The sequence below is a fragment of the Actinomadura sp. KC06 genome (assembly GCF_004348735.1).
Lineage (GTDB): Bacteria > Actinomycetota > Actinomycetes > Streptosporangiales > Streptosporangiaceae > Spirillospora.
Genome location: NZ_SMKT01000176.1, coordinates 1 through 17,143 on the forward strand (window position 1 = coordinate 1; position 17,143 = coordinate 17,143).

Annotated in this window: 19 protein-coding genes; 8 read left to right on the top strand and 11 right to left on the bottom strand. The window is 69.6% G+C overall.

From position 1 onward, the window contains the following. Positions 1-755 precede the first annotated feature (755 nt). A complete protein-coding gene (locus E1287_RS35770; protein WP_131969714.1) occupies positions 756-1,373 on the bottom strand; it encodes a pentapeptide repeat-containing protein in 618 nt (205 codons plus the stop codon). Between the two features lie 31 nt (positions 1,374-1,404). After that, positions 1,405-2,196 (bottom strand): oxidoreductase, encoded by a 792-nt coding sequence (locus tag E1287_RS35775; protein ID WP_131969715.1) that lies wholly within the window; start codon positions 2,194-2,196, stop codon positions 1,405-1,407. Between the two features lie 217 nt (positions 2,197-2,413). On the opposite strand from E1287_RS35775, the gene acs reads away from it, so the two are divergent. The 5 genes from acs (at position 2,414) to E1287_RS35800 (ending at position 7,693) form a co-directional block, all read left to right on the top strand. Then, positions 2,414-4,381, top strand: a complete 1,968-nt coding sequence (gene acs / locus E1287_RS35780) for an acetate--CoA ligase (RefSeq protein WP_131969716.1) — start codon at positions 2,414-2,416, stop codon at positions 4,379-4,381. A gap of 212 nt (positions 4,382-4,593) precedes the next feature. Next, positions 4,594-5,832, top strand: a complete 1,239-nt coding sequence (gene nhaA / locus E1287_RS35785; RefSeq protein ID WP_279508140.1) for a Na+/H+ antiporter NhaA — start codon at positions 4,594-4,596, stop codon at positions 5,830-5,832. 15 nt (positions 5,833-5,847) lie between these two features. Further along, on the top strand, positions 5,848-6,279 hold the full coding sequence (locus E1287_RS35790) for a phage holin family protein (protein ID WP_131969717.1): 432 nt from the start codon (positions 5,848-5,850) through the stop codon (positions 6,277-6,279). A 9-nt stretch (positions 6,280-6,288) separates the two neighbouring features. Continuing rightward, positions 6,289-7,212: an alpha/beta hydrolase gene (locus tag E1287_RS35795; RefSeq protein ID WP_131969718.1), complete on the top strand. Its 924-nt coding sequence runs from the start codon at positions 6,289-6,291 to the stop codon at positions 7,210-7,212. Positions 7,213-7,339: 127 nt separating this feature from the next. Further along, positions 7,340-7,693 (top strand): DUF309 domain-containing protein, encoded by a 354-nt coding sequence (locus E1287_RS35800; protein WP_243719665.1) that lies wholly within the window; start codon positions 7,340-7,342, stop codon positions 7,691-7,693. Here E1287_RS35800 and E1287_RS35805 read toward each other — a convergent pair. The 3 genes from E1287_RS35805 to nth all read right to left on the bottom strand — a co-directional run bounded on the left by E1287_RS35805 (position 7,690) and on the right by nth (position 10,537). Continuing rightward, positions 7,690-8,886 carry a MarP family serine protease gene (locus E1287_RS35805; protein WP_207934663.1) on the bottom strand — a complete coding sequence of 399 codons (1,197 nt, stop codon included), beginning with the start codon at positions 8,884-8,886 and terminating at the stop codon, positions 7,690-7,692. The genes E1287_RS35800 and E1287_RS35805 overlap by 4 nt on opposite strands. Positions 8,887-9,054: 168 nt before the next feature. After that, positions 9,055-9,669 carry a CoA pyrophosphatase gene (locus tag E1287_RS35810; protein ID WP_131969728.1) on the bottom strand — a complete coding sequence of 205 codons (615 nt, stop codon included), beginning with the start codon at positions 9,667-9,669 and terminating at the stop codon, positions 9,055-9,057. 115 nt (positions 9,670-9,784) lie between these two features. Beyond that, a complete protein-coding gene (gene nth, locus E1287_RS35815) occupies positions 9,785-10,537 on the bottom strand; it encodes an endonuclease III (protein ID WP_131969720.1) in 753 nt (250 codons plus the stop codon). A gap of 83 nt (positions 10,538-10,620) precedes the next feature. Here nth and E1287_RS35820 point away from each other — a divergent pair, with 83 nt between their 5' ends. Both E1287_RS35820 and E1287_RS35825 read left to right on the top strand, forming a co-directional pair. Beyond that, positions 10,621-11,595: an SDR family NAD(P)-dependent oxidoreductase gene (locus E1287_RS35820; protein WP_243719666.1), complete on the top strand. Its 975-nt coding sequence runs from the start codon at positions 10,621-10,623 to the stop codon at positions 11,593-11,595. Positions 11,596-11,651: 56 nt separating this feature from the next. Continuing rightward, positions 11,652-12,146, top strand: a complete 495-nt coding sequence (locus E1287_RS35825) for a carboxymuconolactone decarboxylase family protein (protein ID WP_243719667.1) — start codon at positions 11,652-11,654, stop codon at positions 12,144-12,146. A 35-nt stretch (positions 12,147-12,181) separates the two neighbouring features. On the opposite strand, the gene E1287_RS35830 is transcribed toward E1287_RS35825, so the two are convergent. Further along, a complete protein-coding gene (locus E1287_RS35830) occupies positions 12,182-12,808 on the bottom strand; it encodes a TetR/AcrR family transcriptional regulator (protein WP_131969722.1) in 627 nt (208 codons plus the stop codon). Positions 12,809-13,037: 229 nt separating this feature from the next. Between E1287_RS35830 and E1287_RS35835 the strand changes: the two genes are divergently transcribed. Continuing rightward, a complete protein-coding gene (locus tag E1287_RS35835) occupies positions 13,038-13,724 on the top strand; it encodes a Crp/Fnr family transcriptional regulator (protein ID WP_067483689.1) in 687 nt (228 codons plus the stop codon). 140 nt (positions 13,725-13,864) lie between these two features. Here the strand turns inward: E1287_RS35835 and E1287_RS35840 are convergent, their stop codons facing one another. From E1287_RS35840 to E1287_RS35860, 5 genes are all read right to left on the bottom strand, one after another. Continuing rightward, positions 13,865-14,647 carry an MBL fold metallo-hydrolase gene (locus E1287_RS35840; protein WP_243719670.1) on the bottom strand — a complete coding sequence of 261 codons (783 nt, stop codon included), beginning with the start codon at positions 14,645-14,647 and terminating at the stop codon, positions 13,865-13,867. Positions 14,648-14,803: 156 nt separating this feature from the next. Continuing rightward, entirely contained in the window at positions 14,804-15,643 is an 840-nt protein-coding gene (locus E1287_RS35845; RefSeq protein ID WP_243719668.1) for an NUDIX domain-containing protein, read from the bottom strand. Positions 15,644-15,810: 167 nt separating this feature from the next. Continuing rightward, the gene (locus tag E1287_RS35850) at positions 15,811-16,272 is read right to left on the bottom strand and encodes a RidA family protein (RefSeq protein WP_131969723.1); all 462 of its coding nucleotides are present in this window, start codon (positions 16,270-16,272) and stop codon (positions 15,811-15,813) included. A gap of 11 nt (positions 16,273-16,283) precedes the next feature. Then, the gene (locus E1287_RS35855; protein ID WP_131969724.1) at positions 16,284-16,442 is read right to left on the bottom strand and encodes a DUF4177 domain-containing protein; all 159 of its coding nucleotides are present in this window, start codon (positions 16,440-16,442) and stop codon (positions 16,284-16,286) included. Positions 16,443-16,527: 85 nt separating this feature from the next. After that, a complete protein-coding gene (locus E1287_RS35860) occupies positions 16,528-17,028 on the bottom strand; it encodes a MarR family transcriptional regulator (RefSeq protein ID WP_131969725.1) in 501 nt (166 codons plus the stop codon). Positions 17,029-17,143: the final 115 nt, after the last annotated feature.

Below are 17,143 nucleotides of genomic sequence, written 5' to 3' on the forward strand. Positions count from 1 at the left end.
GGAGAGCGGGGGTCGCCGGGCGGTCCGGCTCCGGGGGGGTAGAGCCGGCCCGCTTTCCCAAGAAAGTCTCGGGGGAGTTCGGGCTAAGCCGTACGCAAGTTCGCTCTATAGGAGAGGCAAACTCACTGACTCCAGTCTAGGCAGATACAACATATGCTGCCCGATCGTTCAGAGTTCCGTCGAGGCGCAAACTCGTCCGACAGGTGACGATTTTTCTCACCTGGTTGGGACGATCCGCTCGACGTGTGGCGGTGCGGTGCCGCAAGGCGCCGTGCCGCCCTCGACAGGGCACCCCGATCCCCTGCACAAGGAGTGCATCGGGACGGGAGTGGGAGCGTACAGGAGAACTAAAGATCTTTCCGGCCGCACCGCCGGATCGACTGTTCAAAATGAAAACAATCACGGTGAGTGATCAATTTCGGAGCCGTCCCTGAGTTCCGGTTAGTCCGAAATAGGGGACTCCATCCCGAGTTGGCCTCATGCGACACCCGCGTCCCCGCCGGCACCGCTCTCCCCGGCCCGGCGAGTTTTCCGAACAGGGGCTTGTCAACTGGGCAAATGAGGCGTACACAGGTCCTACGGACCGCGTGTCCGCGCACGGCAGCCGGGCACCCACGCGCGACCAGCCGCGGGAGGCGCGTCGAGACGGGCTTGACCCGGTCCGACGGATATGAGGTGCACGCTTGGTAACCCGGTGTGACGTGCTTGGCGGCGGCGTCCCGTAGAGGGGCGCCGTTCGCTTTGCGAGTAAGGCGTTAGTCGCGGACGTCCAGCCCCAGTGCAGTTGCCAGGACGACCGCCTGAAACGGATCGATCACCGCACGCCGAAGTTCGACGGTGAGAGGGTCTATCGCCGAGATGTCGCTTCCGCGTAGATCGCAGCCGGAAAAGTCCGCCTTGTGAACCGCCGAACCCGACAAGTCGACGTCACGAAACTTGGCTCCCGCACACCTCGCACCGGTGAGATCGGTCTCACGCATGCGCACCTCTGTGAACGACGCACGGCGTAGGTCGGCTCCTGGGAGACCCGTGAATGACCAGTCGCCGCCCTTCACCTTCAACAGGTCATAGGTGCATCCGTCGAACATGCTGCCAACGAGCTTGCATCCCGTGAAGGTGGTGTCGAAGAATCCGCAGCGGACGAACGTGCAGTTCACGAACGCGGCGTCGGTGTGGGTGGACGCGTTGAACCGCACACCGCGGAACGTGCAGTCGGTGAACAGGGCACCGACGCCGCTGGCCTCGGTCATGTCGACGTCCACGAAGAGGACGTTGGCGTGGTTCTCGCCGGTCAGGTCCCGGGAGTCCCAGTCCGTTGACGAGATGGTGGTGTCGGTGGGAGCCGCGGGTCGTCCGTACATGCGATCGGCCATAGGCCCAGCATGGACCACACCAACGACAGCATCAGCCGCGCATGAACGCTTCGCAGATCGCCTGCGAGTCCCGGGCAGCGGCGGCCACGGCGGCGGAGCAGTGTCCGATCCACTGGGCGACACCTTCGGAGGTGCCGGACGAGTAAGCGCGGAGGGCTTCGGCGTAGTCGGACGCGAGTTCTAGGTGCCCGACCTCTGGCGCGACCAGCGATTTGGGGTCGAGTCCGCGGGCAACGAGGGTGAGCCGTTGCGCGGCGCGGGCGACGATCCCGTCTCCCCAGCCGAACGGGCGCAGAGTCAGCAGTTCGCCGTGCACGATGGCCGCTACCACCAGGGCCGGCGCTTTCGTGGTCTCGGTCAGCAGGCCGCTGAGTGCATCCAGGCGAAGGGCCACCTCGGACGGCGATGGCGCGGCACCGAGCCCCAGCGCGTCGTTCACGGGTTGATCGGCTGAGCGTGGACGTCCTAGATCGGCGCTTTCGACAGCGTCCGCTGCGGCGAGGACGTGGAGCCGTGCGAGGGCCTGCCGGGGCGCTTTCCGCCACGTCTCCGTCAGCGTTCCCAGTTCGGCCGAGACACGGAGAGAACCCTGGACGACAGGATCGGACGGGTTCTCAGTGGTACGCAGCTCGTCCAACGTGACATTGGCCCCATCAAGCACGGCCGAAGCCCGGGCACCACGCAACGCGGACTCTGTGGAAACCTCAGCACTGCGGCGTCGCAAGATGCGGTGGCCTAGCAGCCGGTCTACGGCGGAACGGGCGTCGTCTACGGCATCGGCGACGCCGGGCAGATTCGCTACATCAGCAAGGGCATCGGTCACGGCCCGACCTTATGCGGCTACCAGTAGCGCCTATGCGCAGCCCCGACGCATACAGCGATTCTCTGACCGCAGACTGGGAAGGGCTGGTGTGTTGGGTGTCACACGACACCCTCCCGATCCACGACATCCAAGAACGCGGCCTTGTGGGACCGAGGACCTTCCTGGTGAAGTGGGGATACCGGGCGACCCCCAGCTTCAGCTAGCAAGGAGTTTCGCGTTGAGCCAGAGCCAAGAGACACTGTCGAACCTTCTGCAGGAGACGCGCCGCTTCTCCCCGCCCGCGGAGCTCGCCGCGTCGGCCAACGTCAAGGCCGAGGCGTACGAGCAGGCGGCCGAGGACCGCCTGGGGTTCTGGGCGGAGCAGGCGGATCGGCTGTCCTGGACGAAGCGCTGGGACGACGTCCTCGACTGGAGCAATCCTCCGTTCGCGAAGTGGTTCGTGGGCGGCGAGCTGAACGTCGCCTACAACTGCGTCGACCGCCATGTGGAGGCCGGTCGTGGAGCCAAGGTCGCGTTCCATTGGGAAGGTGAACCGGGCGACAGCCGTACCCTCACGTACGCCGACCTCCAGCGCGAGGTGAACAGGGCGGCAAACGCCCTGCTGGAACTGGGCGTCCGCAAGGGCGACCGGGTCGCGATCTACCTGCCGATGATTCCCGAGCTGCCGATCTCGATGCTGGCGTGCGCGCGCATCGGCGCTACGCATTCGGTCGTGTTCGGCGGGTTCTCGGCGGAGGCGCTGCGGACCCGCATCGACGACGCGCAGGCCAAGCTGGTCATCACGGCGGACGGCGGGTTCCGCCGCGGTAAGCCGTCCGACCTGAAGGGCATCGTCGACGAGGCCGTCGCGCAGACGCCGACGATCGAGAACGTCCTCGTCGTGCGCCGCACCGGGGAGCAGGTGGCCGAGAACGAGCGCGACGTGTGGTGGCATGACGTCGTCGAACGGCAGAGTGACCAGCACACTGCCGAGCCCATGGACTCGGAGCACCCGCTGTACATTCTGTACACGTCCGGGACGACGGGTAAGCCGAAGGGCATCCTGCACACCACCGGCGGCTACCTGACCCAGTGCGCGTACACGCATTACGCAGTGTTCGACCTGAAGCCGGAGACGGACGTCTACTGGTGCTCGGCCGACATCGGCTGGGTGACCGGACACTCGTACATCGTGTACGGGCCGCTCGCCAACGGCGCGACCAGCGTCATCTACGAGGGGACCCCCGACACCCCCAACAAGGGCCGCTGGTGGGACGTCATCCAGAAGTACAAGGTGACCATCTTCTACACCGCGCCTACGGCGATCCGCACGTTCATGAAGTGGGGCGACGACATCCCTGCGCAGTACGACCTGTCGTCCCTGCGCGTACTGGGGTCGGTCGGTGAGCCGATCAACCCGGAGGCGTACGTCTGGTATCGCAAGCACATCGGCGGCGACCGGACCCCCGTCGTCGACACGTGGTGGCAGACGGAGACCGGCGCCATCATGATCAGCCCGCTGCCGGGGGTCACGCACGGGAAGCCGGGCGCGGCGATGCGCCCGCTGCCGGGCATCGCCGCGGACGTGGTGGACGACCAGGGCCAGTCCGTCCCGGACGGCGGGGGCGGGTTCATGGTGGTCAGGGAGCCGTGGCCGAGCATGCTCCGGACGATCTGGGGCGACGACGAGCGCTACGTCAAGACGTACTGGTCGCGCTTCGAGGGCCTGTACTTCGCAGGCGACGGCGCGAAGAAGGACGCGGACGGCGACATGTGGCTGCTCGGCCGCGTGGACGACGTCATGCTCGTTTCCGGCCACAACATCTCCACGACGGAGGTGGAGTCGGCGCTGGTCTCGCACCCGAAGGTCGCCGAGTCGGCGGTCGTCGGCGCGACGGACCCGGTCACCGGGCAGGCCATCGTCGCGTTCGTCATCCCGCGCGGGGACGCCGGCGGCGACGTGGAGGGCGAGGAGTTCCTGCGGGAGCTGCGCGACCACGTGTCCAAGACGCTCGGCCCGATCGCCAAGCCCCGGCAGATCATGATCGTGCCCGAGCTGCCGAAGACCCGCTCCGGCAAGATCATGCGGCGGCTGCTGCGGGACGTCGCCGAGAACCGCAGCATCGGCGACGTGACCACGCTCGCCGACAGCACGGTCATGGACCTGATCTCGGAGAAGCTTCCGAGCGCCAAGTCCGAAGACTGACCACCCGCGACCACGGCCCGCGCCCGGTGTACGCCATCGGGCGCGGGCCGTCGCATGACCGCTGCGCACCCGCCCGGAGGCGCGGGAGCGGTGATTGTGCAGGTAAGGTCGTTCGTGGTGCGCCGGGAAGTCTGGTCGGCAGCGTCACGGCCCGTTGTGCATGACGGGCCGGGGCTGGTCCAGACGTTCGCCACCTTCCCGGGGGTTTCTTCATGGCGCGCCCAACCGTGCGGCGTCGCGTTGCTGCGACGTGGCCGTTCCGTCCCACCGTCCGTTACGGGACGCAGGTCGCAGTGGCCTTGCGGACGGAGACGATCGGCGGCGTGGTCATGCTGCTCGCGGCGGTCGCCGCGCTGGTGTGGGCCAACACGCCGTGGGCGGACGCCTACAAGAGCATGCAGACTTTCGAGATCAGCCCCCACTGGCTGCACATCGGGCACATGGACGTCCAACATTGGGCGTCCAGCGGGCTGCTCGCAGTGTTCTTCTTCATCGCGGGCCTAGAGCTGCGTGAGGAATTGACCCACGGAGAACTGCGCAATCCAAGGGACGCGGCACTGCCCGTACTCGCCGCCTTGGCCGGCGTGGCCGTGCCTGCGCTGATTTTCCTGGCGGTCAGCGTGGGCGAACCAGGGGCGTCCAGCGGATGGGCTGTTCCGACGGCGACGGACATCGCGTTCGCGCTCGCCGTGCTCGCTGTGACGTTCACGTCATGCCCAGCGCCTCTGCGCGCTTTCCTGCTGACCCTGGCCGTGGTGGACGACCTCATCGCCATCACCATCATCGCGTTGTTCTACACCCACGAGATGCACTGGACGCCGCTCGGCCTCGGAGCGGTTCTGATCGGCGCGTACGGGTGGCTGCAGCACCGGAACGTCCGATCGCCGTGGGTTTACGTGCCGCTCGCCCTCCTTGCCTGGTACTGCCTACAGCGGAGTGGCGTGCACGCCACCGTCGCCGGTGTCGCCCTGGGAATGCTCACCAGCCCGAAGGAGACGCCGGACGGACGGCCGACGAACGCGGAACGCGCCGACCATGCGCTGCGTCCGTTCTCGGCAGGAGTGTGCGTGCCGGTTTTCGCATTCGTGTCGGCGGGCGTAGGGCTCGGGGCGTCCCAGTTGGGTGCGGTGTTCACCGACCGGGTGGCCCTCGGTGTGATCGCCGGACTGGTGATCGGTAAGTTCGTGGGCGTCTTCGGCGGCGCCTGGGCGGCCGTCCGGCTCGGCTGGGCGAACCTCAGCGAGGATCTGCACTGGCATGAGATCGCCGGGGTCGCTTTGCTCGCCGGGGTGGGTTTCACCGTTTCGCTGCTGATCGGCGGTTTGGCCTATACCGACCCGTCACAATTCGAGAGAGTGACGACTGCGGTCCTGATCGCGAGCGTTCTCGCCTCGGCGGCCGCGGCCGTCGTCTTCCGGAGAAGGGTGCGTCTGCGCGCGCGCCGGGACTGAAGGAGAATTTTCTATATGTCCGAGGCACTACCGGGCGATCGCGTCGAGGACAAGTCGCTCGGCGACCTGGCCACGCTGGCGTTGAGCGAGATGTCGGACATCATCAGGCTGGAGATGGAGCTCGCCAGGGTCGAGCTGAAGGCCGACGCCAAGAAGGCGGCCGTCAGCAGTGTGATGTTCACCATCGCCGCCGTGATGGGCGGGATCGTCGTCATCCTGCTGTCGATCTCGTTCGCGTACGGGCTGATCGGATTGGGTCTCTGGCGCTGGCTGGCATTCCTCATCGTCGCGGTCGTGTACGTGCTGCTCGCCGGGGCGCTGATGCTGATCGCCAAACGGTTCATCAAGAAGATCGAAGGGGCGAAGCGGACCCGGAAGTCGCTGAAGAGCGACCTGTCGAAGCTGCGCCGCCGCGGCGATTCCGACACGCCAGAGCTGACGGGCTGACCGATCGCCATGTCCGGGCACGACGCGTCCCTGGTCGAGGTCGACGGACCGTGGACCCACCGGCAGATCAGCGCCGGCGGGACGCGGTTCCACGTCGCCGAGGCCGGTGACGGGCCGCTCGTCCTGCTTCTGCACGGTTTCCCCGAGTTCTGGTGGTCATGGCACAACCAACTGGTGTCTCTCCCAGCGGCCGGGTACCGCGCCGCCGCGGTCGACCTGCGCGGCTACGGCGGGAGCGACAAGCCGCCGCGCGGCTACGACCTGGTGACGCTCGCCGGGGACGCCGCAGGGCTCGTCCGGGCGCTCGGCGAGGCCAACGCGATCGTCGTCGGGCACGACTGGGGCGGGCTTCTGGCCTGGACGATGGGCGTCTACCACCCGAAGGTCGTCCAGCGGCTGGCGGTGGTGAGCGCGCCGCATCCGCTGCGGCTGCGGCAGGCGATCGCCGGTGACCCGCGCGGCCAGGGGTGGGCGACACGCCACACGTTCGGCTTCCAATTGCCAATGTGGCCTGAACGGCGCCTAGTGCGGGACGACGCGGCACTGGTCGGGAAGCTACTGCACGACTGGTCAAGCCCGGGTTGGCCGGACGAACGCACTGAGCGACTCGTCCGGAGAGCAGTACAGATCCCTGGGGCGGCGCATAGCGCGCTGGAGTATCACCGTTGGCTCATCCGCTCGCAGGCCCGCCCGGACGGTATCCGCTACGCGCACCGCATGCGCGCACCCATCCACGTACCGACCCTCCAACTGCACGGTGCGCTCGACACGTGCACTCTCCCCAGCAGCGCTCAGGGTTCCGGCCGCTACGTGACGGCCCCTTACCGCTGGAAGCTCATCGACGGCGCCGGTCATTTCCCGCACGAGGAACGTCCTCGTACGTTCGACACGCAGCTTCTCGGCTGGCTCGCCGATCCCGAACCCGAGCTCTGACCCCCGTGTGGGGCGGGCGTAGCGTGGAGGGATGCGGGATCGGGACGAGGCAGGACGGCCACGCAACGCACGTCCACGCGACGCCTTCGGACGGCCGCTGCCCCATGACGCGACCGGCATACCCACGATGCCGGACGACATCGACCTGCCGCCCGCCGAAGCCTTGGTCGAAGCGCAACGCCTCCTGGACGCCGACCGTCCGTTCCATGCACACGAGGTACTCGAAGCAGTCTGGAAGGCCGCACCAGAACCCGAACGGGAACTGTGGAGAGGTCTCGCACAGGTCGCTGTGGGGATAACCCATCTCCGCCGTGGAAACACGCGCGGCGCTGATGCGCTCCTAAGCCGCGCCGCTGAACGTCTCGTCCCGTATGAGGCTGACCCTCCGCACGGCATCGACGTCCAAGGGGTCGTTCAGCGCGCGCGCCACCTGGCCGGGCATCCCCAGGAGGGCCCGATAACCGTTCGGCTCATGAGTTAGTCGGAGCAGCGCTCCGTCGACACCGGTGTCGTCGCGTTCGCGCTCGCGCGCACGTCCGGGGCGACCTCTTCCGCGGTCAGCGCGTAGCCGGTGGACGGCGAGTCCAGCGCGGCGGCGAAGATGACGCCGTAGACGCGGCCGTCCGTGGACAGCAGCGGGCCGCCCGAGTTGCCGGGCTCGACCTTGCCGCGGATCGCGTAGATCTCGCGGGTGACCTGGCCGGAGTGGTAGATGTCCGGGCCCCGGGCCGTCTGCCTGGCGCGGATCCGGGCGGCGCCCGGCGTGAACGGCTGGTTCTTCGGGAACCCGGCGATGATCGCGCTGTCGCGGACGCGGGCCTCCCCGGCGAACTTCAGCGGCGGAGCGTCCAGCCCCGGCACGTACAGGACGGCGACGTCGCGCTTCGGGTCGTACAGGACGACCCGTCCGCGAGCGGACTCGCCGTTGACGGTCGCCACGGCGGACGACCCGCGCGCACCCGCGACAACGTGCGCGTTCGTCATGATGTGCTTCGGCGCGAACACGAACCCGGTGCCCTCGATCCGCCGCTGGCACTGCGGCGCCGTGCTGACGATCTTCACGATGCTGTCGCGGGCGGCGCGCAGCCCCCTGGTGTTCAGCACGGACTCGTCCGGCGGCGGCACCTGCACCACCGACTCGCCGCCGAGCCCGTTGAAGACCTGCGGGAACTCGCTGCTCTTCACGAAGCCCTGGAAGGAGGTGAACCAGGTCTGCGCCTGCGGCGGCATCACGTCGTTGATGCCGTTGATGATGGAGGAGCCCTTGACCTGCGTCCGGACGGGCTGGAACTCGGAGTTGGCGACCAGGCTCCCGAAGAACCAGGCGACGATGAGGAGCGACAGGGCGCTGACGAAGGTGCCGCCGACCGCGTCCACGGTGCGGGCGTTCAGGCCGGTCACCCGGTTGCGCAGGACGGCGCCGAGGGAGGACGCGACCAGCTGTCCCATGGTCGCGGCCAGGAACGCGATCACGATGGCGAGGAGCGCCTGCTGCGCGGCGCCGTCCACCGCGGCCTCGGCGATCGGCGGCGCGATCAGCACCCCGGCGACGCCGCCGCCGACGAAGCCGACGAAGCTCAGCAGGCTCACGATGAAGCCCTGCCGGTAGCCCGAGACTCCGAACAGCACGACGAGCACGAGCAGGATGGCGTCGAGAACGTGGTCGTGCAGCACCGCTTCACCGTATAGTGCCGCACCGCTGCTTAACGTCCCCTCGATGTACCAGATTGGGGTCCACGGGATAGCCGTCCGGTGTGACGCGAATGCCCCGCCGTCGTCGGCCGGAATGACAACAGCGGCCTGACCTGCGGCGGCGGATGTTCAGCCGCGGGAGGCGGGGTTTCAGTCGCGGGACGCGAGGTTCAGGGCCTCCGGCGGCAGGTCTTCGACATGGCCCGCGTCCCACGGACGGTTCCAGCCGCCCGCGTCCAGGACGCGGATGAGCAGCGCCGCCGTGAACCCCCACACGAGCATGCCGCGGACGCGGAACGCGGGTCCCATCCTGAGCCCGGACGGGTGCCGGATCATCAGCCGGTTCGCCGGGTCGACCAGCTCCGCGATCGGGACGCGCGCGACCGTCGCGACCTCGCCGGGGTGGCCGGGCGCGATGTCCGACGGCTCCCGCCACCAACCGGCGACGGGCGTGACCCGGTGCCTGCTGTGCGCCAGGTACAGCTCGGGCAGGGTGCAGAGGACGTCCACGCCGGACGGCTCGACGCCCGCCTCCTCCCACGCCTCGCGCAGCGCCGCCGCGACCGCGCCGCCGTCGTCGGAGCCGACGCGGTCGTCGGGGTCGATGCGTCCGCCGGGGAACGCGGGCTGTCCGGCGTGGCTGTTGAGCGTGGGCGCACGCTCGGTGAGCAGCACGTCAGGGCCGTCCGGACCCTCGCCGAAGAGGATCAGGACGGCGGCGGCACGTCCGCCCGGCTCGGGCCGGAACATCGGCGGCACGGTCATCCGCGGCCCTTCGGCGCAGAAGCGCCGGAGCCAGGGCGGGCCGATGGGGGCGATGTCGGTCACGTCCGTCCCAACTCCGGAACGCTCGTGATCCTTCCCACGGCGGGTGCGTGGGTCATGAGAAGGGGCCGGGTTTGACGAGCTTGCGCGCGGTGTCCTCGTCGGTCGGTCCTTCGCCGAACGACGGGCAGAGCCGGGCGAGCGGGCATGCCCCACAGGCTGGACGGCGCGCATGGCAGATACGGCGGCCGTGCCAGATGAGCCTGTGGGAGAGCATCGTCCAGTCCTTGCGCGGAATGAGCGTGCCTATCTCCTGCTCGACCTTCACTGGGTCGTCTTCGCTCGTCCATGCGAAACGGCGGGCCAGACGGCCGAAATGGGTGTCGACGGTGATTCCCGGAACGTCGAACGCGTTTCCTAGGACGACGTTGGCCGTCTTACGTCCGACCCCAGGGAGGGTGACCAGGTCTTCAAGGTTCCCTGGGACCTCGCCGTCGAAGCGGTCCCGGAGTGCGGCGGACAGCCCCATGACCGACTTGGTCTTGGCTCGGAAGAACCCGGTGGGTTTCAGTATCTGCTCGACGTCCTCGGGGTTGGCGGCGGCGAGGTCTTCCGGGGTGGGGTACTTGGCGAAGAGACCGGGCGTGGTCAGGTTCACCCGCATGTCGGTGGTCTGCGCCGACAGGACGGTCGCGACGAGGAGCTGGAACGGCGTCCCGAAGTTCAGCTCGCAGTGCGCGTCCGGGTACGTCTCGGCCAGGACGCGGTTGATCCTGCGCGCCCGCCGCACGAGCCCGAGCCGCGTCTCGTTCTGCCATTTCCGGGCTCGCGGCCTTCTGGACGCCTCCGCCCCCGCCTCCGTCGCCATACCGGCCAGCCTAAAGCCTCGGCGCCCGCAACTCGGCTGGACGGGAATCTCGGACCGAAGGCCCCGGTCTTAAAAAGACGGAGATGTTCATTTATGTTACCCTCGCCCGCATGATCCTCGACTCCTCCCGGTGGACCGCGACGCTCGCCGGGCGGCGCGTCCTGATCACGGGGGCGGCGCGCGGCATCGGCGCCGCCCTGGCCGTCCGGCTGCACGAGCGCGGCGCCCGGGTGGCGCTCGCCGGCCTGGAGCCCGACCACCTCGCCTCCGTCGCGGCCGACTGCGGCTCCGCCCCCTGGTGGACGTGCGACGTGACCGACCGCGACAGGGTCGCCGAGGTCGTGGACGCCGCCGCGGACGCGCTGGGCGGCGGCCTGGACGTCGTCGTCGCCAACGCGGGAGTGGCCGCGCAGATGCCGATCATCGGCGGGGACCCGTCCGTGCTGGAGCAGAGCCTTCGGGTGAACGTGCTGGGCGTCCACAACACCCTTCGCGCAGCGGGGCCGTACGTCTGCCATGAGCGCGGTTACGCGCTGGCTGTGGCTTCCCTGGCGGCGGCCGTCCATGCGCCTCTGCTGGGTGCCTATAGCGCGTCCAAGGCCGCTGTAGAGGCGCTTGGCAACACGCTGAGGGTCGAGCTGCGGCCGTGGGGAGCGAGAGCGGGAGTCGCGTATTTCGCCGAGCTCGACACCGATATGACGCGGCGAGGGTTCGACACCGAGGCGGCGCACGCCCTGGTGAATTCGGGACGCGCGAGCAGCCTCGTCTCAGCGGTCACGCCACTGCGCGTAGGGATCGACGCTCTGGAGCGCGGAATCGCGCGCCGTTCCAAGCGGATCGTCGCGCCCTGGTGGGTCGGCGGGGTTCTGCCGGTCAGAATGGTCGCGCAACCCGTCGTCGACCGCGTCGTCCAGCGAAAGCTGCGCGAAACCCTGGAAATCGCACAGAACGAGCAGGTGGAGCTGACCACGCCACAGCCACGGCTAGCCGCGCCAGAGCCGGGGCAAGCCGCGGCGCAGCCGGAACCGGCGGTGCAGCAGGCGGAGACTCCACAATGACGGGCGCGCCTAGCGCGACCCCTGCGCCACGTGCCACGCCGGGCGGGATCCGGGACGTGGGCGTCGTGAACTGGCTCATCTGCCGGATCGCGGGCCGGGCCACCGGGACGGGCCCGCCGAACCTGTTCCTGACCCTGGCCCGCCGCCGCGGCCTGTTCCGCGGCTGGCTGTGGTTCGCGGGACGGCTCATGCCCGGCGGCACCCTCCCGCGCAGGGAGACGGAACTGGTGATCCTCCGCGTCGCCCACCTGAGCGACTGCCGCTACGAGTTCGACCACCACGTGCGCATCGGCCGCCGCGCGGGCGTCCGGGAACGGGACGTCCAGCGCCTCAAGGAGGGACCGGACGCGGTCGGCTGGAACCCGCGCGAGCGTGCGATCCTCGCCGCCGCCGACCAGCTCCACGACCGGCGCGACCTGGACGACGAGACCTGGACGCGGCTCCGCACCCACCTGTCCGAAGGGCAGTGCGTCGAGCTGACCATGCTCGCCGCCCACTACGAGATGCTCGCCACCGTGATCGGCACGCTCCGCGTCCAGCCAGATCACTGACCCAGAGCAGGGCGCGTGAGTATCACCACAGCGTTTCAGCTGCTCAGGGCCCCGGAACGCAGAAGAAGGCGGACGTGTTCGACCACTGGAGGCCCGACCGCGCGCAGGGCCGCCGTGTCACCCGCCGCCACCGCCGGCGTCACCATGGCGCCGACCGCCGACACGACGATCTGGCAGGCGAACCGGGCCGTCTCCCCAGTCACGCCCATCATCTCGGCGAGAGCCGACGCCAGATCATGCTGTATCTCGGAACGCCGCTGTATGGCCTCCGGCCCGGCCGCGTACACCTCCACAAGGAACAGGCGCGCGTAACCCGGTTCCGACGCCAGCGCCTCCAGGTAAGCGGTGAAGGCGCGCTCGAACCGTTCCGCCGGGTCGCCTCCGCCCTCCACGGCGCCTTCCAGCCGACGGCGGAGCACTTCGGTCGCCTGGTCGAACGCGGCCATGAAGCAGTCGAGCTTGGACGAGAACAGCCCGTAGAAGCTCTGCCGGGAAACCCTGGCCCGTTTCAGGACGTCCTCGACCGACGTCCCCACGTACCCCTTCTCGGTCATCGCCGCCGCCATGGCCGCGCAGAGACGGTCGCGATGGACCCGCTCCACCTCCGAGCGGGACAGCGCGTGCTTCCCCCGCGGAAGGCGGCGCGGCGAAGCCTGGGACATCCGATCAGATTAAGGCACGACCGCTACCACGCCTCGACGTCCGGTAAAGGGTGATGAGACCGGTGTGATGGCATTCACCCAACGGTCCGTACACTGGGCGAACGGGACCGCGGCGGCCCGGGGAGGACGGAAAGCCAGGTCCTCCGTTTCGGCGCGCCGTGACCCAGCCTTCACGTACGCGGTGGGACGTACGTCACACTAGGCATGTCGGTGTTGGAGGAGGAGAAGCGTGACGGATCGCGACGTGGACGTTCTGAGCAGAGCCCCGCTCTTCGAGGCCCTCGACGAGCAGGGCGCCAAGGCGCTGCGCGCCAACGTGACCGAGGTGCGCCTCGCACGCGGTCAGACGCTGTTCAACGAGGGGGAGACGGGGGACCGGCTGTACGTCGTCCTCGAAGGCAAGATCAAGCTGACCAGGACGGCGCCGGACGGCCGGGAGAACCTGCTGAGCGTGCTCGGCCCGAGCGAGATGTTCGGCGAGCTGTCGCTGTTCGACCCGCGTCCGCGTACGGCGAGCGCCATCGCGGTGACCGAGTGCCGCCTGGCCGGGCTCGGCCACGACGACCTGCGGCCCTGGCTGACCGGGCACCCGGAGGTCGCCGTCCAGCTCCTGCGCGCCCTGGCGCAGCGGCTGCGCAAGACCAACGACGTCATGGCCGACCTGGTGTTCACCGACGTGCCGGGCCGTGTCGCCAAGGCGCTGCTCGACCTGGCCGAGCGGTTCGGCCAGCCGTCCGAGGCCGGGCTGCACGTCCACCACGACCTCACGCAGGAGGAGCTGGCCCAGCTCGTCGGCGCGTCCCGCGAGACCGTCAACAAGGCGCTCGCCGACTTCGCCCAGCGGAACTGGCTGCGCATCGAGGCCCGCGCCGTCGTGATCCTCGACATCGAACGCCTCCGGAAACGTTCCAAGTGACCACCCGCCCGGCGCGCTGAGCGCCCGTCCACCCAACGACGCGCAGCCCGCTGAGGCCCCAACGGAGCAACGGACACAGCGGGCGGCGCAACGGCGAGCGGCAGCGCCACGGCCGCGCGCCGGACGGCGGGCGGTGGGGGTCAGCGCCCGTTCAGGTAGTCGAGTTGAGCCTGGACGGACCATTCCGCCGCAGGCCAAAGGGACTTGTCGACGTCCGCGTAAACCCGCTCGACGACCTCGCGGGCCGTGCGCGCACCCGCGGCGACGGCGGCCTCCACCTGCGCGAGACGCTCCCGCCGGTGGTCGATGTAGTGGTCGAGGACGGCGATCGGGTCATCCAGCTTCGGCCCGTGGCCAGGGAGGATCGTGGCGGCCTCGACGTCGGCGGAGAACGTGCGGAGCCGGTCGAGCGAGCCGAGATAGTCGCGGAGGCTGCCCTCCAGGACGGTCGTCCCGTACCCGAGGACGGTGTCGCCGGTGAGGACGGCGCCGTCCGCCGGAAGCCAGAACGTGAGCGAGTCGTCGCTGTGGCCGGGCGTCTCCATGATCCGCAGCTCCAGGCCGCCCGTCGTGACGACGTCGCCCTCGCCGAGCCCTTCGTCGCCGAGCCGGTGCCTGGGGTCGAGCGCCCGCACCTTGACCGAGCCCCCGGCCAGCCGCGCGAACTTCCCCGCCCCGGCCGAGTGGTCGGGATGGCCATGTGTGAGCAGGACGAGACCGACCCGGCGTCCCTGGGCCTCGACCGTTTCCAGGACGCGCCTCAGATGCCTGCCGTCCTTGGGCCCGGGGTCGACGACGACGGCCTCGTCGGAGCCGGGCTCGGCGATGATCCAGGTGTTGGTGCCGTCCAGGGTCATGGCGGACGGGTTCGGAGCCAGCACACAGGTCGCCCGCTCGGTGCCCATCCCATCGATCTCCGGCATGTCCCCCATCTTCCCCGAGGCCCGATCCGGGTGACGGACCGGGTTCCAGCCCAGCCTGTCGAGATGCCGCAGCGCCGACGTCCCGGCCAGCCTGTACATGAGGGCCTTGGAGACCGCGTCCCGCCGCCGCCCGCTCACCTCACGCCCTCGCTCGTGTCACCGGTAGTGCCGGGCGATGGAGTCCGGCAGGACGAGGTACGCCTCGCCGTCGATGATCTCCGCCGTGGGCTCGTAGGGGACGATCTCGCGGGGCGCGGCCAGCGCGTCCGCGACCGTCTCGAACTCGGCGAGTTCGGCGAGCGTCGCGATCGTCGGCGGGAGCATGATCCATTCGCCCGTGCTCCCGCGCTCGGCGGCCTCCGCCGGACGCACCCAGAACGCCTGGTCCGCCTCGGTGCTGACGTCCCGGGCCCGCTGCCCCTCCGGCATCCCCGCGACGAAGAAGCGTGTGTCGTAGCGTTTCGGCTCGACCTTCGGGGTGATCCAGTGCGCCCAGGGGCGGAGCAGGTCGGCGCGCAGGACGAGGCCGCGCCGGTCGAGGAACGCGCCGAACGACTGGGTCCGGTCCAGGAGGGCCTGCCGGTCGGCCTCCCAGGCGTCGCCTCGCGTGTCGTCCACGACCGTCTCCGCCGTCGGGCCCGCGAGCAGGACGAGGGTCTCCTCGAACGTCTCGCGCACGGCCGCGCACACCAGCTCGCGGGCCAGCGTCTCGTCGGCGTTGAACGCACGCCCCCACTCGGCCGGCGCCGGGCCCGACCAGGCGAGATCGGCGTCCCCGTCGCGCGGGTCGACCCCGCCGCCCGGGAACACGTACGCGCCGGGCGCGAACTCCATGGACCGGACGCGGCGGAGCAGGAACGCCTGCAGCCCGTGCCGCTCATGATCGCGAAGCACGACGACCGTGGCCGCGGGACGGGCCGGGACGGGCTCGGCCCTCCCGGCCCGGATGTCCTCGACCCGGACGCGGAACGACTCCGGCAGCCTGAGCGTGTTCACCGGCGTCCCACCGTCCTCCAGCCCCCGACGGGCTTCGCCCGGCCGCCCGAAGTCGTAACCTTCATGGCGGCCATTTCGGACATACCGAACGTCATTCCGTCAACCCCGAGGCACCGACGGACGCCAGCGGAGTCCAGCGAGTCCAGCGGACGCCGACGGCGCCGCGGCTAGGCGATTTCGGCGATCAGCTCGACCTCCACCGGAACGTCGCGCGGCAGGACGGCGACGCCCACGGCGCTGCGGGCGTGCTTGCCCGCGTCCCCGAACACCTCGACCAGCAGGTCGCTCGCCCCGTTGATCACCTGCGGCTGCCCGTCGAAGTCCGGGGCACTGGCGACGAAGCCGACGACCTTGACGATCCGCGCGATGCGGGACAGCTCGCCGACCTCGGCCTTGAGCGCCGCGATCGCGTTCAGCGCGCAGATCCGCGCCTGCCGGGCGCCCTCCTCCGGGCTGACCTCGGCGCCCACCTTCCCGGTGAGGCCCAGCTCGCCCTTGACCAGCGGGATCTGCCCGGCCGTGTAGACGAGCGACCCCGTCCGGGCCGTGGGAACATACGACGCCACCGGCGGGACGGCCTCCGGCAGCTCCATGCCCAGCTCGCGGATCCGTTCTTCAGGCGTGCTCATGACCATCCCTCCTAGGACCGCACTTCGCGCTTGAAGTAGGCCACGAGATTCTCCGGGTTCGGCCCCGGCAGGACGGTGACGAGCTCCCACCCGTCCTGTCCCCAGTTGTCCAGAATCTGCTTGGTCGCGTGCACCAGCAATGGAACGGTCGCGTACTCCCACTTCTTCATGGCCCCGAGCCTAGCGATCGGCCCACCCGAACCCTGTCCGAACCCACCCGTTCAAAGCGCCATCCGGACCGCCGCCCCCAGCGGGTCAGGGGTGTTCGGCGCGGATCATGACGCGGCGGAGGAGGTCGGAGAGCGCGCGGCGCTCGTCCGCGCTGAGGGTGCCGAGCAGCCGGTACTCCTCGTGGCCGACGCGGTCCATCGCACCCAGCCAGGCGGCGCGGCCCGCGTCGGTGAGCTCGACGACGACCCGGCGGCGGTCGGCGGCGGACGGCGACCGGCGGACGAAGCCGCGGCGTTCCAGCGCGTCCAGCCGTCCGGTGATCGAGTTCGGCGCCATGCCGAGGTCGGCGGCGAGCTGCGAGGGCGCGGCCGAGCCGTGCCGCCCGGCGAGCGCGTGCAGCGTGTCGTACTCGTGACGTTGCAGGTCAGAGGCCACAAGTGACCGGTCGCGGACGTGCTTGAGATGCTCCACGAGGTGGACCATCCGGGTGACCGCGCCCTCGATGTCCGGATCGAGGTCGGGCAGGATCGGCGTCCACCGCGCCACGTGATCGTCCGTCCGGTCCCGTGTCGTCTCGCCGCCCATGACCAGGATCGTAGCGGCCGGCCAGCGCCACTTCGGCACCGAATAATTCGTTGACGAATAATTCGTTACCGAATTAGGTTGGACCCCATGGTCCGCCGCCCTCCAGCCCCCACCC

What these genes read in the sequence shown, in the direction of transcription:
- E1287_RS35800 (WP_243719665.1), top strand. Translation starts at nt 7,340, where the DNA reads ATGCCGGACGACATCGACCTGCCGCCCGCCGAAGCCTTGGTCGAAGCG.
- E1287_RS35840 (WP_243719670.1), bottom strand. Translation starts at nt 14,647, where the DNA reads ATGCCGGAGATCGATGGGATGGGCACCGAGCGGGCGACCTGTGTGCTG.
- E1287_RS35795 (WP_131969718.1), top strand. Translation starts at nt 6,289, where the DNA reads ATGTCCGGGCACGACGCGTCCCTGGTCGAGGTCGACGGACCGTGGACC.
- E1287_RS35855 (WP_131969724.1), bottom strand. Translation starts at nt 16,442, where the DNA reads ATGAAGAAGTGGGAGTACGCGACCGTTCCATTGCTGGTGCACGCGACC.
- E1287_RS35860 (WP_131969725.1), bottom strand. Translation starts at nt 17,028, where the DNA reads ATGGGCGGCGAGACGACACGGGACCGGACGGACGATCACGTGGCGCGG.
- E1287_RS35770 (WP_131969714.1), bottom strand. Translation starts at nt 1,373, where the DNA reads ATGGCCGATCGCATGTACGGACGACCCGCGGCTCCCACCGACACCACC.
- E1287_RS35830 (WP_131969722.1), bottom strand. Translation starts at nt 12,808, where the DNA reads ATGTCCCAGGCTTCGCCGCGCCGCCTTCCGCGGGGGAAGCACGCGCTG.
- E1287_RS35790 (WP_131969717.1), top strand. Translation starts at nt 5,848, where the DNA reads ATGTCCGAGGCACTACCGGGCGATCGCGTCGAGGACAAGTCGCTCGGC.
- E1287_RS35850 (WP_131969723.1), bottom strand. Translation starts at nt 16,272, where the DNA reads ATGAGCACGCCTGAAGAACGGATCCGCGAGCTGGGCATGGAGCTGCCG.
- nth (WP_131969720.1), bottom strand. Translation starts at nt 10,537, where the DNA reads ATGGCGACGGAGGCGGGGGCGGAGGCGTCCAGAAGGCCGCGAGCCCGG.
- E1287_RS35810 (WP_131969728.1), bottom strand. Translation starts at nt 9,669, where the DNA reads ATGACCGTGCCGCCGATGTTCCGGCCCGAGCCGGGCGGACGTGCCGCC.
- nhaA (WP_279508140.1), top strand. Translation starts at nt 4,594, where the DNA reads ATGGCGCGCCCAACCGTGCGGCGTCGCGTTGCTGCGACGTGGCCGTTC.
- E1287_RS35820 (WP_243719666.1), top strand. Translation starts at nt 10,621, where the DNA reads ATGTTCATTTATGTTACCCTCGCCCGCATGATCCTCGACTCCTCCCGG.